At 63.7% G+C, this 17,547-nt stretch carries 15 protein-coding genes; 8 read left to right on the forward strand and 7 right to left on the reverse strand.

Features of this window, described 5'->3' with window-relative positions:
• Window positions 1-137: 137 nt before the first annotated feature.
• From FJ941_RS15065 to FJ941_RS15080, 4 genes are all read left to right on the forward strand, one after another.
• Window positions 138-803, forward strand: coding sequence for an ABC transporter permease (locus FJ941_RS15065; protein ID WP_140506889.1), 666 nt, complete (start codon window positions 138-140; stop codon window positions 801-803).
• A complete protein-coding gene (locus FJ941_RS15070; RefSeq protein ID WP_140506695.1) occupies window positions 803-1,612 on the forward strand; it encodes an ABC transporter permease in 810 nt (269 codons plus the stop codon). The genes FJ941_RS15065 and FJ941_RS15070 overlap by 1 nt, the downstream gene beginning before the upstream one ends.
• A gap of 88 nt (window positions 1,613-1,700) precedes the next feature.
• A complete protein-coding gene (locus FJ941_RS15075; RefSeq protein ID WP_181169814.1) occupies window positions 1,701-2,702 on the forward strand; it encodes an Ldh family oxidoreductase in 1,002 nt (333 codons plus the stop codon).
• A 421-nt stretch (window positions 2,703-3,123) separates the two neighbouring features.
• The gene (locus FJ941_RS15080) at window positions 3,124-4,101 is read left to right on the forward strand and encodes a complex I NDUFA9 subunit family protein (protein ID WP_140506698.1); all 978 of its coding nucleotides are present in this window, start codon (window positions 3,124-3,126) and stop codon (window positions 4,099-4,101) included.
• Window positions 4,102-4,120: 19 nt separating this feature from the next.
• Here the strand turns inward: FJ941_RS15080 and FJ941_RS15085 are convergent, their stop codons facing one another.
• A complete protein-coding gene (locus FJ941_RS15085; RefSeq protein WP_140506700.1) occupies window positions 4,121-5,494 on the reverse strand; it encodes a cytochrome P450 in 1,374 nt (457 codons plus the stop codon).
• Window positions 5,495-5,703: 209 nt separating this feature from the next.
• Here FJ941_RS15085 and FJ941_RS15090 point away from each other — a divergent pair, with 209 nt between their 5' ends.
• From FJ941_RS15090 to FJ941_RS15105, 4 genes are all read left to right on the forward strand, one after another.
• Complete coding sequence (locus FJ941_RS15090) at window positions 5,704-6,273, forward strand: NADPH-dependent FMN reductase (protein WP_140506702.1); 570 nt, start codon at window positions 5,704-5,706, stop codon at window positions 6,271-6,273.
• Between the two features lie 81 nt (window positions 6,274-6,354).
• Window positions 6,355-9,042 (forward strand): caspase family protein, encoded by a 2,688-nt coding sequence (locus FJ941_RS15095; protein WP_246673836.1) that lies wholly within the window; start codon window positions 6,355-6,357, stop codon window positions 9,040-9,042.
• An 81-nt stretch (window positions 9,043-9,123) separates the two neighbouring features.
• Window positions 9,124-11,595, forward strand: a complete 2,472-nt coding sequence (gene gyrB, locus FJ941_RS15100) for a DNA topoisomerase (ATP-hydrolyzing) subunit B (protein WP_140506704.1) — start codon at window positions 9,124-9,126, stop codon at window positions 11,593-11,595.
• 215 nt (window positions 11,596-11,810) lie between these two features.
• The gene (locus FJ941_RS15105; RefSeq protein ID WP_140506706.1) at window positions 11,811-12,731 is read left to right on the forward strand and encodes a hypothetical protein; all 921 of its coding nucleotides are present in this window, start codon (window positions 11,811-11,813) and stop codon (window positions 12,729-12,731) included.
• Window positions 12,732-12,804: 73 nt separating this feature from the next.
• Here FJ941_RS15105 and FJ941_RS15110 read toward each other — a convergent pair whose 3' ends face one another.
• The 6 genes from FJ941_RS15110 to FJ941_RS15135 form a co-directional block, all read right to left on the reverse strand.
• Window positions 12,805-14,211 carry an NAD(P)(+) transhydrogenase (Re/Si-specific) subunit beta gene (locus FJ941_RS15110; protein ID WP_140506708.1) on the reverse strand — a complete coding sequence of 469 codons (1,407 nt, stop codon included), beginning with the start codon at window positions 14,209-14,211 and terminating at the stop codon, window positions 12,805-12,807.
• Window positions 14,212-14,217: 6 nt separating this feature from the next.
• Complete coding sequence (locus FJ941_RS15115) at window positions 14,218-14,646, reverse strand: NAD(P) transhydrogenase subunit alpha (RefSeq protein ID WP_181169816.1); 429 nt, start codon at window positions 14,644-14,646, stop codon at window positions 14,218-14,220.
• The gene (locus FJ941_RS15120) at window positions 14,643-15,917 is read right to left on the reverse strand and encodes a Re/Si-specific NAD(P)(+) transhydrogenase subunit alpha (RefSeq protein WP_140506711.1); all 1,275 of its coding nucleotides are present in this window, start codon (window positions 15,915-15,917) and stop codon (window positions 14,643-14,645) included. The genes FJ941_RS15115 and FJ941_RS15120 overlap by 4 nt, the downstream gene beginning before the upstream one ends.
• 88 nt (window positions 15,918-16,005) lie before the next feature.
• Window positions 16,006-16,230 (reverse strand): aa3-type cytochrome c oxidase subunit IV, encoded by a 225-nt coding sequence (locus tag FJ941_RS15125; protein ID WP_027142816.1) that lies wholly within the window; start codon window positions 16,228-16,230, stop codon window positions 16,006-16,008.
• 163 nt (window positions 16,231-16,393) lie between these two features.
• On the reverse strand, window positions 16,394-16,543 hold the full coding sequence (locus tag FJ941_RS15130; RefSeq protein WP_084636514.1) for a DUF3096 domain-containing protein: 150 nt from the start codon (window positions 16,541-16,543) through the stop codon (window positions 16,394-16,396).
• 122 nt (window positions 16,544-16,665) lie between these two features.
• On the reverse strand, window positions 16,666-17,352 hold the full coding sequence (locus FJ941_RS15135) for a hypothetical protein (protein WP_246673838.1): 687 nt from the start codon (window positions 17,350-17,352) through the stop codon (window positions 16,666-16,668).
• Between the last annotated feature and the right edge of the window lie 195 nt (window positions 17,353-17,547).

Below are 17,547 nucleotides of genomic sequence, written 5' to 3' on the forward strand. Positions count from 1 at the left end.
CTTGCCGCCGGCCGCTGGTGCCGGCGGATCGAGCCAGCAATCCGGGGGCGACGCTGATCGAATCCTTTCTTCCGGCCTCCGCGGCCGGCATCGTCGAACTCCTCTCGCCGGCGCCCGTCGGCTGGGGTGGGACCCTTTTGCTCGGGCTCTTGCATTCGCTCGAGATCGCAGTCGGCGCCACGATCGTCGGCCTGCTGATTGGAACCTGGGGTGCCTATGGCAAGCTCTACGGCGGGCCCGTGGTGCGCGACCTGTTCGCGGTCTACACCACGGTGGTGCGCGCCGTGCCGGAACTGGTGCTGATACTGCTGCTCTATTATGCCGGTACCGACCTGATAAACCAGGTGCTGGCCGCGATGGGTTACCAGCGTGTCGATATAAGCGGGCTGGTGGCCGGCATTGCCGTGCTCGGCTTCGTCCAGGGCGCCTATTCGACGGAAGTCATCCGCGGCGCGATCCTCGCCATTCCGCAGGGCCAGATCGAAGCCGCTCGCGCCTTCGGCATGTCTCCCGGCCTTCTATTGCGGCGCATCACACTGCCGGCGATGCTGCCTTTCGCCATTCCGGGCCTCGCAAATCTGTGGCTGATCGCCACAAAGGACACCGCGCTGCTGGCCGTCGTCGGCTTCTTCGAACTGACGCTGGCGACACGACAGGCGGCGGGCGTCACCAAGGCCTATCTGGTTTTCTTCCTCGCCGCCGGCGTGCTGTATCTCTGCGTGACGCTGGTTTCGAACTTCCTGCTTGGCCGCGCCGAGAAATGGGCGCGGCGCGGCATGCCTTCCATCAAGGAGGCACGCTGATGACCAGCGAAACAGCCGTCATCGACACGGCGGCGCGCGCTTCGCTCTGGCTGCAGCCACATCGCATCGTGCTGATCCTCATCGCGTTGGGGCTCGTGGCCTCGGCCGCCTATTTCATGCGCTGGGACTGGCTGCCGCAATATTGGGAAATGGGCCTGATGGGCATCTGGCGTGCCCTGTGGATCCTGGCCGTCACCTGTACGCTCGGCGTCATGATCGCCCTGCCCGTCGGGCTGGCGCAGGCGGCTGGTTCGATCTGGGTCGCGGCACCGGCGAAAGTGTTCTGCACCATCATTCGCGGCACGCCGCTGCTTCTGCAGCTATGGCTGCTCTATTACGGGCTGGGCTCGCTGTTCCCGCAATATCCATGGATCCGCGAATCCTGGATGTGGCCTTATCTCAGGCAGGCCTGGCCGTACGGCGTGCTGGCGCTGACCTTGTCCTTTGCCGGCTATGAAGGCGAAGTGATGCGCGGCGCCTTTGCCGGCGTGCCCAAGGGGCAGCTGGAAGCCGCCCGCGCCTTCGGCATGAGCCGCTGGAAGATCTTCCGCCGCATCTGGCTGCCTCAAGCGTTCTATCGGGCGCTGCCGACGCTGACTGGCGAGACCGTGCTGCAGCTGAAATCGACGCCGCTGGTGGCGACCATCAGCGTGATCGACATCTTCGCCGTCTCGTCCAAGGTGCGGCAGGACACCTACCTCACCTACGAGCCCTTGCTGCTCCTGGCGTTGATCTATATGGCGATCACCGGCATTCTGGTCTTCGCGTTCAGCCGGATCGAGGCGCGGATTCCGGTCAAGATCGGGTAAGCGAGTAGTGAATAGGAAATAGTGGGCTGCTTGCCGGTTTTATCCTACTGACTACTCCCTATTTCCTACTCACTCAGGAGCAGCCCTGATGCAACTCAGTCTCGACCAGGCAAAAGGACTGTGCCGGATGGCGGCACTTGGCGCCGGCGCCAATGAGGAAGCGGCGCAATCGCTCACCGCCTCGATCGTCGCGGCCGAGGCGGAAGGACTTGCCACCGTCGGGCTGTCGCATTTCATCGATTACCTCGAGGCGTTCGAGGCCGGGCGCATCGACGGCAATGCCGATCCGGTGATCACGCGGCCGGCGCTGGCCATCTATCTCTCGGACGCACGCCGCGGGCTGGCGCATACCGGATTCGACCGCACCATCGACGACCTCGCCAAGGCGGCAAGACTGTTCGGCGTCGCCATCTTCTCGCAGAAAAACGCCTATACGTGCGGGGCGCTCGGCTACTTCACCGGCCGGCTGGCGGCGCAGGGGCTGGTGTCGTTCGCCGCCACCAACGGCCCGGCCGTCCTGGCCGGCTCGGGGTCGGTCAAGCCGGTCTATTGCACCAATCCGATGTCGTTCGCCGCGCCCGCCGCCGACGGCGCGCCGCTGGTCATCGACCAGTCGTCGAGCGCCACCGCCTTCGTCAACATCCGCAAGGCGGCGGAAGACGGCAAGAAGATTCCCGAAGGCTGGGCGCTGGACGCCAGCGGCAATTCGACGACCGACCCGGCCGCCGCCATGAAGGGCGCCATGCTTGCCTTTGGCGGCCAGCGTGGCGCCAACATCGCGCTGATGGTCGAAGTGCTGGCGGCGGGCCTGTCGGGCGCCAACTGGTCGCTCGACGCACCGTGGTTCAGCGGCGGTCCCGACAGTCCGGGAACCGGCCTGTTCGTGCTCGCGGTCGAGCCGAAGCTACTCGATCCGGATTTCGAGCAGCGCATGAAGGACCAACTCGACCGGCTGCGCCGACGCTATGGCGTGCATGTGCCCGGCCGCGCCCGGGCCGAAGCGGTCGAGAAGGCGCAGGCGCGCGGCATCACCGCGCCCAAGGCGGTGATCCAGCGCATCTCCGAATTCGCTGAGCGCTATTCGGTCTGAAGAAACTGACGAAATTTCCCGCGCGTCGGTGAACCTTCCCGCGCCTCGCGACGACCAATGGCTGTCCGGGTCGGGTTTGCCCGGTCGGTGTCTTCTGTCGGATGCGTTCAGGGCTGGGGCGGGCGTACTTGCTTCACGCCACGCTGATACCGTCTCAGGTCAGGCCGCCTCGTTGGACCCTGCTTTCGGCGCGAACGTCACCCGGAAAACCCCGCTTCGGCGGGGTTTTCTGCGTCTGTCGTTCGCGGCGCCAAAACATGATGAAAGTGCCATGCGCTTTCGCCAAAAACCGCTTCACACTTTTTCTGGAATTGCCCAAGAAACAAGGATGACGCGACGACGCGTCACCCTTTGCCTTTAGCGCAAAACGGACTATGAAACGGCTCAGCCAAGCCATCTGGAACGCGCGCCGGAGCCCGCCATGACCGAAATCCTGCAGACCCCAAAGCTCGTCGTCGTCTTTGGCGGGTCAGGCTTTGTCGGCCGTCATGTCGTGCGGGCGCTGGCCAAGCGCGGCTATCGTATCCGGGTCGCCTGCCGGCGGCCCGATCTTGCCGGCCATTTGCAGCCACTCGGCAATGTCGGTCAGATCCAGCCGGTGCAGGCCAATGTGCGCGTACGCTGGTCTGTCGACCGCGCCGTGCAAGGCGCCGACCACGTCGTCAATCTCGTCGCCGTCCTGCATGAGAGCGGCCGTCAGAAATTCTCCGCCGTGCACGAATTCGGTGCTCGCGCTATCGCCGAGGCCGCGCGCGCCGTAGGCGCCGGCTTCACCCATATTTCGGCGCTCGGCGCCGATCTGGACTCCAAATCGGATTATGCGCGCACCAAGGCGTTAGGCGAGAAGGCCGTGCTGGAGACGATCGCGGACGCCGTGATCCTCCGGCCGTCGATCAATTTCGGGCCCGAAGACAGCTTCTTCAACCGCTTCGCCAACATGGCGCGTTATTCGCCGGTGCTGCCGCTGATCGGCGGCGGCCAGACCAAATTCCAGCCGGTCTATGTCGGCGATGTTGCTGAAGCTGTTGCGCGCTCGGTCGACGGCAAGATCGATGGCGGCCGGGTCTATGAGCTTGGCGGCCCCAACGTGCTCACTTTCAAGGAGTGCATGCAGGAAATGCTCACCGTGATCGAGCGCAAGCGCCTGCTGGTGCCGGTGCCGTGGTGGGTGGCCAACATCCAGGCCTCGATCCTCGGCCTGCTGCCCAATCCGATGCTGACCAAGGACCAGGTGACACAGCTGCGCGAGCACAACATCGTTTCGGACGAAGCCGCCAAGGCCAACCGGACACTGGCGGGGCTCGGCATCCAGCCGCAATCGATCGCGACGATCCTGCCCAGCTATCTCTGGCGCTTCCGCGCCGCCGGCCAGTTCCAGCAGCGCAAGCCCGCGGTATAATCTCCAGAAGCGTCAGCCCTCAACGATGACGAGGCGTGATCCGCATCGGCAGCCCGCCTTGCGGCTGCGTGGTTAATTTCTGCACCGGCCAAGGTTTTGTTTCAGCGGTCGCGTCGAAGCGGAAGCGTGACAAAAGGATGGCGAGCGCGATGATCGCCTCCTGCATGGCGAAACTGGCGCCTATGCAGACGCGCGGTCCCGCGCCGAAGGGCAGATACTGGAAGCGGTCGATCTTTTCACGGTTTCCCGGGTGGAAGCGTTCGGGCAGGAAAGCGTCGGGCCGGTCCCACAACTTCCTGTGGCGGTGGACGACCCACGGCATCACCAGCACGGCGGCGTGCTTGGGAATATAAAGGTCCCTCCACATTTCCGGCACGATCGGCTCGCGGTTGATCGATGGCGCCGGCGGGTAGAGCCGAAGCGCCTCGTCGAAGGCGGCGCGTGTCAGCGGCATGGCGTCGAGCCACTTCGTCGGATCGGGCTCGCGCGCCAGCACCTGGTCGATCTCCTGTTCGACGCGGTCGCGCTCCCAGGGCGATTCGGCCAGGCAATAAAGCGTCCATCCGAGCGCGCGCGCCGTGGTCTCGTGGCCGGCACCGATGAAGGTGATGATGTTGTCCTCGACTTCCGGGCGTGTCAGTCCGTCGGGGCCTTCGGCCTTGAGCAGCAGCGTCAGGAAATCCTGGGGCACGGCATCGGGGTCGCGCCTGAACTTCTCTTCGCGCATCTTGACCGTGTCGGTCACGATCTTGCGGAAATAGGCCATCGTCTTGCGGCCGCGGATGCGGGTCAGCCGTGGCAGCCAGTCGGGCGCACGCAACAGGTCGAGCGGGTCGACGCGGCCCATGGTCTCGAACAGGCGGTCGATCTCGTTTTCGAAACTGCCCGGCTCGCCTGCGATCTCGCCGGAAAACAGCGTCTCGGCTAGGATGTCGTAGGTGAGCAGCGTCATGTCATGGGCGATATCGGACGCGCCGCCTGCCTCGTAACGGGTGACGAACTCCAGCGTGCGTTTCAGCATCGGCTGGGCAAAGCCGAAAATGTGGCGCGGTGTGAACACCGGCGCCATCGCCTTGCGCGACCGCTTCCACACCTCGCCCTCGGCGGTCAGCAGGCCATCGCGCAGGATCGGCCTCAGGATCTTCTGGCGCACCGTCGCCATCTTGTAGTTTTTGGCGTTGTCGACCAGCACATGGCGGATCAGGGCGGGATCATTAGCGATGACCAGCGGCCCGCCGGCGCCCTTGGCCGAAATCCAGGGTTCGTTGTAGGTCGGCTCGCCCCAGAGTTCGAGCGGGTTGCGATAGACGATGCGGATCATCTCCAGCGTCGAAGGCGGCGACGTGCGCGGCTTCGGGGCGGGAGGAACGAAGGGGGCGGGCTGAGTATCCATGGAGTGCTCCGCTGTTCCCATCAATGTAGTGGCTGGCACACCGGGCGTCCATGTGGCCAAACGGCAGAGCGGACCATGACTTCAGGAACGCAGGCAGACGGTCTGTTCATCCGATCGTGACCGTTCCGTCAGGGCTCCGACCTTGTCCGCTGGAACGCTCTGCCGTAGTGACGGTCACCAACGGATACCGCCTGACAAAGGAGCCTGCCTTGAAGCACCAGTTGAACATCATCATCGGCAGCACGCGGCCCGGCCGCGCCGGCTCGGTTTTCGCCGAGTGGCTGGAGACGTTCGCGCGCGAGCACGGAAAATTCGAGCCGGTGCTGACCGACATCGCCGCGTTCGGTCTGCCGGTGCTGGACGAACCCTATCATCCAAGGCTCGGCAATTATCAAAACGACCACACCAAGGTCTGGTCGAAGGCGATCGACGCTGCAGACGCCTTAGTCTTCGTGGCGCCGGAATACAATTATTTCGTGGCGCCCGCGATCGTCAACGCGGTCGACTATCTCGCCCGCGAATGGAGATACAAGCCAGCCGCCATCCTCAGCTATGGCGGTGTTTCCGGCGGCCTGCGCGCGGCGCAGGCGCTGAAACCGCTGCTGACCGCGGTCGGGATCATGCCGATCCCGGAAGGTGTCGCGCTGCCGCTGTACCAGAAACTGCTCGACGAGAATGGCGCCTTCGATGCCAGCGAGCAGGTGCGGGGCGGAACCAAGACCATGCTGGACGAACTGTTGCGCTGGAGCGAGGCGTTGAAACCAATGCGCGCTGCCTGAGAGAGCCGCTCTCAGCGCGGCTTGCTCGCGCCATAAAGAGGTGGAATGGTCGGCAAATGACTGAGCCGGGGGCGGTTCGACTTGCGTTTGCTGTTTGCCTTGCTGCTGATGCTTGCGACCACCGCCGCGGCGGTGGCGGAGCGGCGCGTGGCATTGGTCATGGCCGATGACGACTACCGGCTGGTCCGGCCGCTTGCCAACCCCATCCATGACGGCGAGGCGATGGAGGCGGCGCTGAAGAAGCTTGGTTTCGAGGTGGTGCTCGAAACCAATCGTGACCTCAGGCGCATGCGCCGCGCGCTCGACGATTTCCGCGAAGACGCCAAGGGCGCCGACGTGGCGCTGGTGTATTTCTCAGGCCATGGCGTCGAAATATCGGCCGACAACCGGCTGCTGCCGGTCGATGCCGACGCGTCTTCGCTCGATGCGCTGGACAAGACCAGCCTGCCGCTGGAAGAGGTGCGCGACGCGGTCGCCGCCACCGCGAAAGTCGGGCTGATCGTGCTCGATGCCTGCCGCAGCGATCCGTTCTCGAGGAATGGCGGCACCAGTCGTGGCGCGACCTCGCTGGCCAAGGATGTCGCCGACAGCGTAAAACCGGGTCTTGGCCGCATCGGGCGGGCGGAAAACATCCTGTTCGCGTTCTCGGCCGCACCCGGCGAGACGGCCGCCGATGGCACCGGCCAGAACTCACCCTTCACCACGGCGTTGACCAAATATCTCGGCACCGACGGGCTTGAGATTCGCTCGGTGCTGACGCTGGTGCAGCAGGAGGTCTACGACGTGTCGCGCGGCAAGCAGCTACCCTATGTCGAGAGCGGCCTGCCGAAGCTGTTTTTCGCCGCTGCCGCCAAGGAGCAATTGCCGGAGCGCGAAAGGCTGCTGCTGGCCATGGCCGACGTGACGCCGGAGATGCGGGGCGAGGTCGAGCGGATCGCCAGCGACGCCGACATGCCGCTGGCGCCGCTCTATGGGGCGTTGATCAGCGCCGACACCAGCCATCTGTCGGCGGAGAGCCTGAATGCCCGGCTGCGCGAGGCGGCGGACGCCTTCGTCAAGGTGCGTGCCGAGATGAAGACGCTGGCTGCCGACGATCCGCGTATGACGGATCTGCGCCGTCAGGCCGAGGAGCAGCTGGCCCTGGGCGCCTTCGGCACCGCACAGGCGAAGTTGGCCGAGGCGGTCGGCATCGACGAAGTGTCGCGCAAGGCGCTGAAGGTGAATTTCGTCGATCGAACGCTGTCGCAGGCCGCGACGCTGTTCCTGTCGGCGGGCACGGCGCGCGCCGACCTCGATTATGCGGCGGCCATCAAGGGCTATGAAACGGTGCTGTCGCTGTATGGCGAGGCCGGACAGACCTCGCTCAGCCTGGAACAAGCCGACCGCCAGAGCAGCACGCTGGACGAGCTCGGTCTGCTCTATACGACGGTCGGCAATGTCGAGGCGGCCGGCCGGGCCTTCACCGCCCTGTTGGCCAACCTCGAGCAGCGGTTGCTTCTGGAAACCGATCCCAGCGTCAAACGCGATCTCGCCATCAGCCATATCAAGCTCGCCAACATAGAGATGGCGCAAGGCGATCTGCCAAACTCGCTCGAAAACTATGAGGCGGCCAGGGGCATGCTGCAGGAGCTGACCGCAAGCGTGCCGGACAAGAAAGACTGGCTCGGTGATCTTGCCATGGCCAATGACAAGATCGGCAACGTGCTGGCGACGCAAGGCGATGTGGGTGCGGCGGCCCAGGCCTATCAACAAAGCCTGTCGATCAAGCAGAAATTGGCCGACGCCGAGCCGAACAGCGCTTATCTGCTGCGCGACCTGACCATAACCTATGACGAAATCGGCGACCTTGCCCGTACCGCCGGCCAGTTGAACAGCGCCCAGACCGCCTTTGAAGAGAGCCTGAGACTCCGGCGGGCGCTGGCCGAGAACAAACCCGACGACCTTGAGCGCCAGCGGGCTGTCTCTGTCAGCCACGAGAGGATCGGCGACGTGCTGCGCGAGCGAGACGACGCCGCCGGCGCGCTTGTGGCCTACAACAAGAGCCAGGCGATCGCCGGGAGCCTGGTGCGCCGCGACCCTAACGATACCGACTTGAAGCGCGACCTGTCGATCAGTTACGCCAAGATCGGCAACGCGTTCAACGACCAGGAGAACTGGCCGGCAGCACTGGTCTCCTATCAGAAAGCGCTGGCCGTAGCGCGTGACCTTGCCCGGAGTGACCCCGGCAACACCGGCTGGCAGCGCGACCTGTCGGTCTGTCTGGAAAAGGTTGCCGGTGTGCTTGATGCGCAGGGCAATGTCAGCGAGGCGCTGCAAAACTACCAGGACAGTCTTGCCATCGCCGACCGGCTGGCCCAGCTCGACCCAGGCAATTCCGACTGGCAACGCGACCTGTCGATCACTCTGTCGGAAATCGGCATGCTGGAGACCAAGCAGCGCCACTTCGAGGGCTCCAAGAGGGCCTTCGAAGCCAGCCTCGGCATCCGCCAGCAACTGGCTCAGTCCGATCCGAACAATGCGGTTTGGCAATTTGATCTGGTGCAGGCTTACATCAACTATGCGCGCCAAGGATCCGAAGGCGGTGCTGACCAAGGCGCTGAACCTGACGCTGGAGCTCGACCGCACGGGCCGGCTGGCGCCCAGGGACAAATCCACGATCAAATATTTGCGCGGCCTTCTCGCCAAAATCAACGCCCGAAAAAAATAGCCGGCCGCCGGCTTGGGATTTGCGCCGGAAATGCCTGCAAACCTTGGAAAAACCGCCTTTAGCGCCTATATCTATCGATCTCAGAAGCGCGATTCGGGGCTAATTTTCGCGCTGCAAAAACGGCATCTAGACAATAGGTTTTCATGAGCGACCAGACCGAGAACACCAACGGCGCTGAAGCCGAATACGGCGCCGATTCCATCAAGGTTTTGAAGGGGTTGGATGCTGTCCGCAAGCGGCCGGGCATGTATATCGGCGACACCGATGACGGCTCGGGCCTGCATCACATGGTCTACGAGGTGGTCGACAACGCCATCGACGAGGCGCTGGCGGGCCATGCCGACCTGGTTTCGGTGACGCTCAACCCCGATGGCTCGGTGACGGTTATCGACAATGGCCGTGGCATTCCGACCGACATTCACCCCAGCGAGGGCATTTCGGCGGCCGAAGTGATCATGACGCAGCTGCATGCCGGCGGAAAATTCGACCAGAACTCCTATAAGGTGTCTGGCGGCCTGCATGGCGTCGGCGTCTCGGTGGTCAACGCGCTATCGGCCTGGCTGAAGCTCAAGATCCGCCGCAACGGCCAGATCTTCGAAATGAGCTTTACCCATGGCGATGCGGACGCGCCGCTGAAGGCGACCGGCAGCTACGAACAGAACAAGCGCCCGGGCACCAATGAGGGCCGCAGCGGTAGTGAGATCACCTTCTTTCCGTCCGCCGAGACCTTCACCATGGTCGAGTTCGATTTCGGCACGCTGGAGCACCGGCTGCGCGAGCTCGCCTTCCTGAACTCCGGCGTGCGCATCGTGCTGACAGACGCCCGTCATGCCGACGTCGTGAGGCATGAACTGCACTATGACGGGGGCCTCGAAGAGTTCGTCAAATATCTCGACCGGGTCAAGAAACCGCTGATCGAGAAGCCGATTTCCATCAGGGCCGAGCGTGACGGCATCACCGTCGAAGTTGCGATGTGGTGGAACGACAGCTACCACGAGAATGTGCTGGCCTTCACCAACAACATTCCGCAGCGCGATGGCGGCACCCATCTGGCCGGTTTTCGCGGCGCACTGACCCGCCAGATCACCGGCTATGGCGAATCCTCGGGCCTGACCAAGAAGGAAAAGGTCTCGCTGATCGGTGACGATTGCCGCGAAGGCCTGACGGCGGTGCTGTCGGTCAAGGTTCCCGACCCGAAATTCTCGTCGCAGACCAAGGACAAGCTGGTCTCGTCGGAAGTCCGTCCCGTGGTCGAGGGACTGGTCAACGAAGCGCTCGGCACGTGGCTCGAAGAGCATCCGGCCGAGGGCAAGGTGGTCGTCGACAAGGTGATCCAGGCCGCGGCGGCGCGCGAAGCCGCGCGCAAGGCGCGCGACATCACCCGCAAGACCTCGCTCGGCGTCACCTCGCTGCCGGGCAAGCTGGCCGACTGCCAGGAACGCGACCCGGCGAAGTCCGAAATCTTCATCGTCGAGGGCGACTCGGCCGGCGGCTCCGCCAAGGGCGGCCGTTCGCGCCAAAACCAGGCGATCCTTCCCCTGCGCGGCAAGATCCTCAATGTCGAGCGGGCCCGCTTCGACCGAATGCTCTCGTCCGACATGATCGGCACACTGATCACCGCGCTCGGCACCTCGATCGGCAAGGACGAATTCAACGCCGACAAGCTGCGTTATCACAAGATCATCCTGATGACCGACGCCGACGTCGACGGCGCCCATATCAGGACCCTGCTGCTCACCTTCTTCTTCCGGCAGATGCCGGAGCTGATCGAGCGCGGCCACCTCTACATCGCCCAGCCGCCGCTCTACAAGGTGACCCGCGGCAAGAGCTCGCAATACATCAAGAATGAGAGCGCCTTCGAAGAATTCCTTATCGATTCGGGATTGGAGGAAGCGTCCCTTACGCTCGGCTCAGGGGAAGTGCGGACCGGACAGGATCTGCACGGCGCCGTCGCCGATGCGCTTGCCGTGCGCCAGCTCATCAACGGCTTGCACACGCGCTATAACCGCGACGTCGTCGAGCAGGCGGCGATCGCCGGCGGGCTCAATCCCGATGTCTTCGCCGATCTCGGTCGCGCCAACGCGATGGCCGAGCGGATCGCGCAACGCCTCGACATCATTGCCGAGGACACCGAGCGCGGCTGGACCGGCCGCATGTCGACCTCGAACGAGGGCATCGGCGGCTATGTCTTCGAACGCACCGTGCGCAGCGTCAAGGAATACGCCCATCTCGACATGGCACTGATCAATTCCGCCGACGCACGCCAGCTCGACCGCTACGCGCAGCGCCTCAGCGAGGTCTACGGGGCGCCGCCGGTGCTGCGCCGCAAGGAGGTGTCCGAGACAGTCTCGGGACCGCTGGCGCTGCTCAACGCGGTCTTTGCCACCGGCCGCAAGGGGCTGACCATGCAGCGCTACAAGGGTCTCGGCGAGATGAATGCCGAGCAGCTCTGGGAAACCACGCTCGACCCGAATGTGCGTTCGCTGCTGCAGGTCAAGGTCAACGATGCGACCGATGCCGACAGCCTGTTCTCGCGGCTGATGGGCGACGAGGTGGAGCCACGACGCGAATTCATCCAGGACAACGCACTGTCGGTTGCAAATCTGGATATTTGAGGTTTCGCCCAGCCTTTTCGGTACATTGGCGTAGCTCGGGCGCGCGCCAATAATGAGGACCTGCCGGAACAGAAGGCTTTCAGAGACATTGTGACAGTGTCGATCACAATTTCTTGCAGGAGGCTTTCATGGGACGCGGCATTCTACTCTGGTTGCTCGGAGTTCCGATTCCGATCATCATTCTTCTCATGCTTTTCATGCGATAGGGGGCCGCTATGCAGTCCGCCACCCTATCGGCTGTCGACGTATCAGCTTCAACGGAATCGTCCTCCACCGCCGTCAGCTGGGGACCGATCATTGCCGGCGCCTTCGCGGCCTCGACGCTGACGTTCATCCTCATGCTGCTCGGCTCGGGCCTTGGATTGAGCATGGTCTCGCCATGGTCCGGGTCCGGTGCATCGGCGACCACTTTCGCGGTATCGACCGCCATCTGGCTTATCATCGTGCAATGGCTGTCGTCGGGCGTCGGCGGCTACCTCGCGGGCCGGTTGCGCACCAAATGGGTCGGCATCCACACCGACGAGGTCTATTTCCGCGACACCGCGCACGGCTTCCTCGCCTGGGCATTGGCCACCTTGCTGGTCGTCGGCGTGCTCGGCTCGGCGCTTTCCGCCGCGATTGGTTCAGGCGTCCAGGCCGCGTCCACCGTGGCCTCGGGAGCCGCCATGGGTGCGTCGGCCGGTGCCTCCGCCAATGCCAGCGCCACCTCGGCCGATAATGCGACGTCCTATCTGGTGGATTCGCTGTTCCGCCCGGCCGATCCGGCCAAGCTCGCGACCGCCAATCCAGGCGACGAAGCGGCCGCGGCCGGGCAGGCCTCGCGCATCCTGATCGCCGGTGCTGTCGCCGGCGAGGTCCCCGCGGAAGACAAGACCTATCTTGCCCAATTGGTCGCCGCGCGCACCGGTCTTTCCGAGGCAGACGCCAAGACGCGTGTCGACACGGTGCTGGCGAAGGCGCAGGACGCGAAGGTCAAGGCAAAACAGGCGGCCGACACGGCAAGGAAGGCAAGCGCCACCTTTGCGCTCCTCGGCGCCTTGTCGCTGGTCATCGGCGCCTTCATCGCCAGTGCGGCCGCCGCGCTCGGCGGCCGGCAGCGCGATGAAGAGGAAGCGGTCTTCCTGACCAACGGTTGAACGCAGCACCACGCCAGAATCACAGAGCCCGGATCGACCGGGCTCTTTCTATTCGACGGTCAAGATCGGCCGGTCAGTGATCCATGGCCTTGACGATTTCCTCGGTCATCTTCTTGGCGTCACCGAGTAGCATCATGGTGCCGTCCTTGTAGAACAGCGTGTTGTCGATGCCGGCATAGCCGGAACCGAGCGAGCGCTTGACGAACAGGCAGGTGCGCGCCTTGTCGACGTCGAGGATCGGCATGCCGTAGATCGGACTGCTCTTGTCATCACGCGCGGACGGGTTGGTGACGTCGTTGGCGCCGATGACATAGGCGACGTCGGCCTGGGCAAACTCCGAGTTGATGTCCTCGAGCTCGAACACTTCGTCGTAAGGCACGTTGGCTTCGGCGAGCAGCACGTTCATATGGCCAGGCATACGGCCGGCGACCGGGTGGATGGCGTATTTGACGTCGACGCCATTGGCCTTGAGCTTGTCGGCCATTTCACGCAGCGCGTGCTGCGCCTGGGCGACCGCCATGCCGTAACCCGGCACGATGATGACCTTCTGCGCGTTCATCATCAGATAGGCGGCGTCGTCGGCCGAACCCTGCTTGACCGTGCGCTCGATGCCGTCATCGGCGGCAGCCGCCGTTTCGCCGCCGAAGCCACCGAGGATGACCGAGATGAAGCTTCGGTTCATGCCCTTGCACATGATGTAGGACAGGATCGCGCCCGACGAGCCGACCAGCGCGCCGGTGATGATCAGCGCCAGATTGCCGAGCGTGAAGCCGAGTGCGGCCGCTGCCCAGCCCGAATAGGAATTCAGCATTGAGACGACGACCGGCATGTCGGCACCGCCGATCGGGATGATCAGAAGGATGCCGAGCACCAGCGAGGCGGCGACGATAAGCCAAAAGACCAGCTTCGATTCCGTGGTGACCAGCAGCACGATCAGCATAATCAGGGCCACGCCAAGCGCGGCATTGATGAAATGGCGGCCGCCGATCATGATCGGCTTGCCCGACATGCGGCCATCGAGCTTCAGGAAGGCGATGACCGAGCCGGTGAAGGTGACGGCGCCGATGGCGACGCCCAGGCTCATCTCGATCAGGGCCTGGGCATGGATGTCGCCCATAGTACCGATGCCGAAGCTTTCGGGCGCGTAGATGGCCGCGGCCGCGACCATGACGGCGGCGAGACCGACGAGGCTGTGGAAAGCGGCGACCAGCTGCGGCATCGAGGTCATGGCGATGCGGCGCGCGGTCACGGCGCCGACGCCGCCGCCGATGGCGAGACCGAGCACGATCAGACCGTAGCGGCCGGCCGACGGGACCAACGGGACTGCCAGCGCCAATGTGGTGGCAATGGCGATGCCCATGCCGATCATGCCGTAGAGATTGCCCTGGCGGCTGGTGGTCGGGTGTGACAGGCCGCGCAACGCCATGATGAACAGGACGCCGGAAACCAGATAGAGGAAGGACGCGAAGTTGGCGTTCATGGCGCTCTACTTGTCCTTCTTCTTGTACATGGCCAGCATGCGCTGGGTGACGAGAAAGCCGCCGAAGATGTTGACCGAGACCAGCATCAGCGCGACGAAGCCAAAGCCGGCGGCGACGCCGGAGGCCGCTATGCCGACGGCGAGCAGCGCGCCGACGACGATGACCGAGGAAATAGCATTGGTGACCGCCATCAATGGCGTGTGCAGTGCGGGGGTCACTGACCAGACGACGTAGTAGCCGACGAAGATCGCCAGGATGAAGATGGCAAAACGGAAGACGAAGGGGTCGATGGCGCCGCCCGACAGCGCGTGCGCGGCGTCACCGGCGGCCTCAGTGCCACCCGGGGCATTGGCCAGGGTCTGCACCGCGAGCCTGACGGCGGCACTCGCCTGGTCGAGCTGGTCCAGGGCTTTCTGCAAGGTCTGATCCATCACGCGGTCCCTTTCGGCTTCGGCGAGGGTGACTTGGATGCGGCGGTCTTCCGGGTCGATGACTTCTTCGGCGCTGCCGAAGCATCGGCGACCATGGTCGTGGCCGGGATCGCGGGCGGCTCGATATAAGGCTGCTGGTCGGCCTTGGCGAAGGCCGGATGGACGACCTTGCCGCCATCGGTCAGCATCGTCGCCTTGACCAGATCATCGTCGCGGTTGATGGCCAGCGTCTTGGTGGTCTTGTCGACCAGCGTCTCGAGGAATGCGAACAGGTTCCTGGCATAGAGCAGCGAGGCGGATGCCGCGATGCGACCCGGCACGTTGAGATGGCCGACGATCTTCACATTGTTGGCGGTGGTGACGATCTTGCCCGGCTCGGCACCCTCGACATTGCCGCCACGCTCGACGGCGAGGTCGACGATCACCGAGCCAGGCTTCATCGAGGCAACCATGGCCACCGAGACAAGCTTAGGCGCCGGCCGGCCTGGGATCAGCGCGGTGGTGATGACGATGTCCTGCTTGGCGATATGTTCGGCGGTGAGCGCCGCCTGCTTGGCCTGATACTCCTTCGACATTTCCTTCGCGTAGCCGCCCGCGGTCTCGGCGGCCTTGAACTCCTCGTCCTCGACGGCCAGGAATTTTGCGCCGAGCGAGGCGACCTGTTCCTTGGCGGCGGGCCGAACGTCGGTGGCGGTGACGACCGCGCCGAGACGGCGCGCCGTGGCGATCGCCTGCAGGCCAGCGACGCCGACGCCCATGATGAAGACCTTCGCGGCCGGCACCGTGCCCGCGGCCGTCATCATCATCGGCAGCGCCCGGTCATATTCGGCGGCTCCGTCGATCACCGCCTGGTAGCCGGCAAGATTGGCCTGGCTGGACAGCACGTCCATCGATTGCGCGCGGGTGATGCGCGGCATGAACTCCATCGAGAAGGCAGTGACGCCGGCTTTGGCAAGGGCCGCGACTTCAGCATCGTTGCCGTACGGATCCATAATGGCGATCACCGCTGCGCGGGCTTTGTAGCCCTTCAGCTCCGCATGCGTTGGCCGGCGAACCTTCAGCACGACATCGGCCTTGGCGACATCCGCCGCCTTGCCGATGGCAGCGCCTGCCTTGGCAAACTCCTCGTCGGGGATGCGCGAGCGGGTGCCGGCACCGGCTTCGACGATGATGTCGAATCCCAGCCCCGCCAGCCGCTTCACCGTATCGGGCGAGGCGGCAACGCGCGGCTCGTTCGCATCGAGCTCACGAGGGATGAAAACCGTCTGTCCCACCGCATGATCCTTTCGGCTGGAACCTGTCTGCGCGAAGTTTCGGCCGGGATATCCGGCTACTTCAACCGCAAGAGGGTTTTTGGAAGGTCTATCGCAGAATGAAGGCGCCGACGGCCAGAATAAGCACGAACAGGATCAGCGCAGAGAAGAACCCGCCCGCGAAGAAGCCGAAAGCCATCGCCAGAAGAAGCGCACCGCAGAAGAGCGAACCATATTTGGCCAGCGCCAGGAAGCCCGCATAGGTGCGGTCATGCTCGGCATAGTCCATCTTCGCGCCCAGTTCTGCAGGACCGCTCGGCGTATGCTCAGCCATAGGAATACCCCTTCGAAGACATCTTTCAGGCACATACCGAAAAGCCGCGCGGAGAGCAATGGCGCTATTGCCGCATCGCAGCCGACAACTGCCTCAAGGGAAAATTGAAACTGGCGGGCCGATGCCCGCAGGGATGGGTTTTGCGCGAGGCCTGCCCAGCGTCTCAGCCAGCAAGGTGAGGAAAAAGCCCGAGCAGCCCAACGATGATCAGATAGAGCGCGACGATATAGTTCAGCAGCCGCGGCATGATCAGGATCAGCACGCCGGCGATCAGCGAGATCAGCGGCGTGAGCGCGAGCTGGGATAGATGCATGTCGTTGTCCTTTCAAGAAGCGATAAGCATCAACTCGCGTCGACGCCGCCAGTCACAACGCGGTCAGGCCTGGAAAGCTCCATCGACCCGCAGGAGGCATAAGGCCCGGAAATGGCGTGGGGTCAGGCCGCCTCGAAATACTTGGCCGTGGGCAAAATGGTCAGCGGCGCCAACTCGCCCCGCCTGGGGCGTTGGAAAAGCATGCGCTGCTCGAACGCCGTGGAATTGAAGAAAGGGAAACGATCCAGCGTCGCCTGCATGTTCTCGGAGCATTTCGACTGGAACAGATGCACGGGAACGGTAAGTCCGGGATAATTCCGCGGCGGCACCGCCTGCTCGGAACGGAAGATGCGGTGATAGAAAGCGGAATGCTCTTCCTTGATCGCCGTCAGGCAATAGGTTGGCTTGAAATGGCTGCAGGCGACCACCGCCAGCCTCAACGTGATGTAGGGCAGCACCCGCAGGCTGCTCGACCACTCGAGATCGGCGGCGAACCGGCTCGGGTCGACGAACGTCTCGCCAGAAGCCAGACGCCGTGACAGCACGTCGCCGAAAACATCGGTGCTGGGTGAAACAGGATACCTCGCGCTGGCGTAGTGAATTCTGATGGTGCTGACGAGCGTGCCGTCGAAGAAGACGCCAAAGCGGTAAGAATTGGGCAGATCGTCGAAGCTGTCCTTCACCATGTGGGAAGCATCTGATTTGACCATGCCGGCGTGAAGGTAGGAATTGTAGCGAAGCTTATAGATCGCTTCCAAATCCTCGGCGCCATCGCAAAGGCGATACTCCACGTGCTCCAGAACGTCCATGATGTGATCTGTAAACACCGAAGGACGATTCTTGTCCCTGCCCGCAGCCGCCGCCAGCGGCCTACTCACCAACTTATTGTCCATTTGACCCTCGTACCGCCGCACAAACGACCATAGCGAAGCGCTGGAGGAACAAGAAGCAAAATTGCGAGCTTTCGCGTTTACCCTAAATTAACGTTAACAGATCGTAAATAC

The organism is Mesorhizobium sp. B2-3-13, assembly GCF_006442195.1.
Lineage (GTDB): Bacteria > Pseudomonadota > Alphaproteobacteria > Rhizobiales > Rhizobiaceae > Mesorhizobium > Mesorhizobium salmacidum.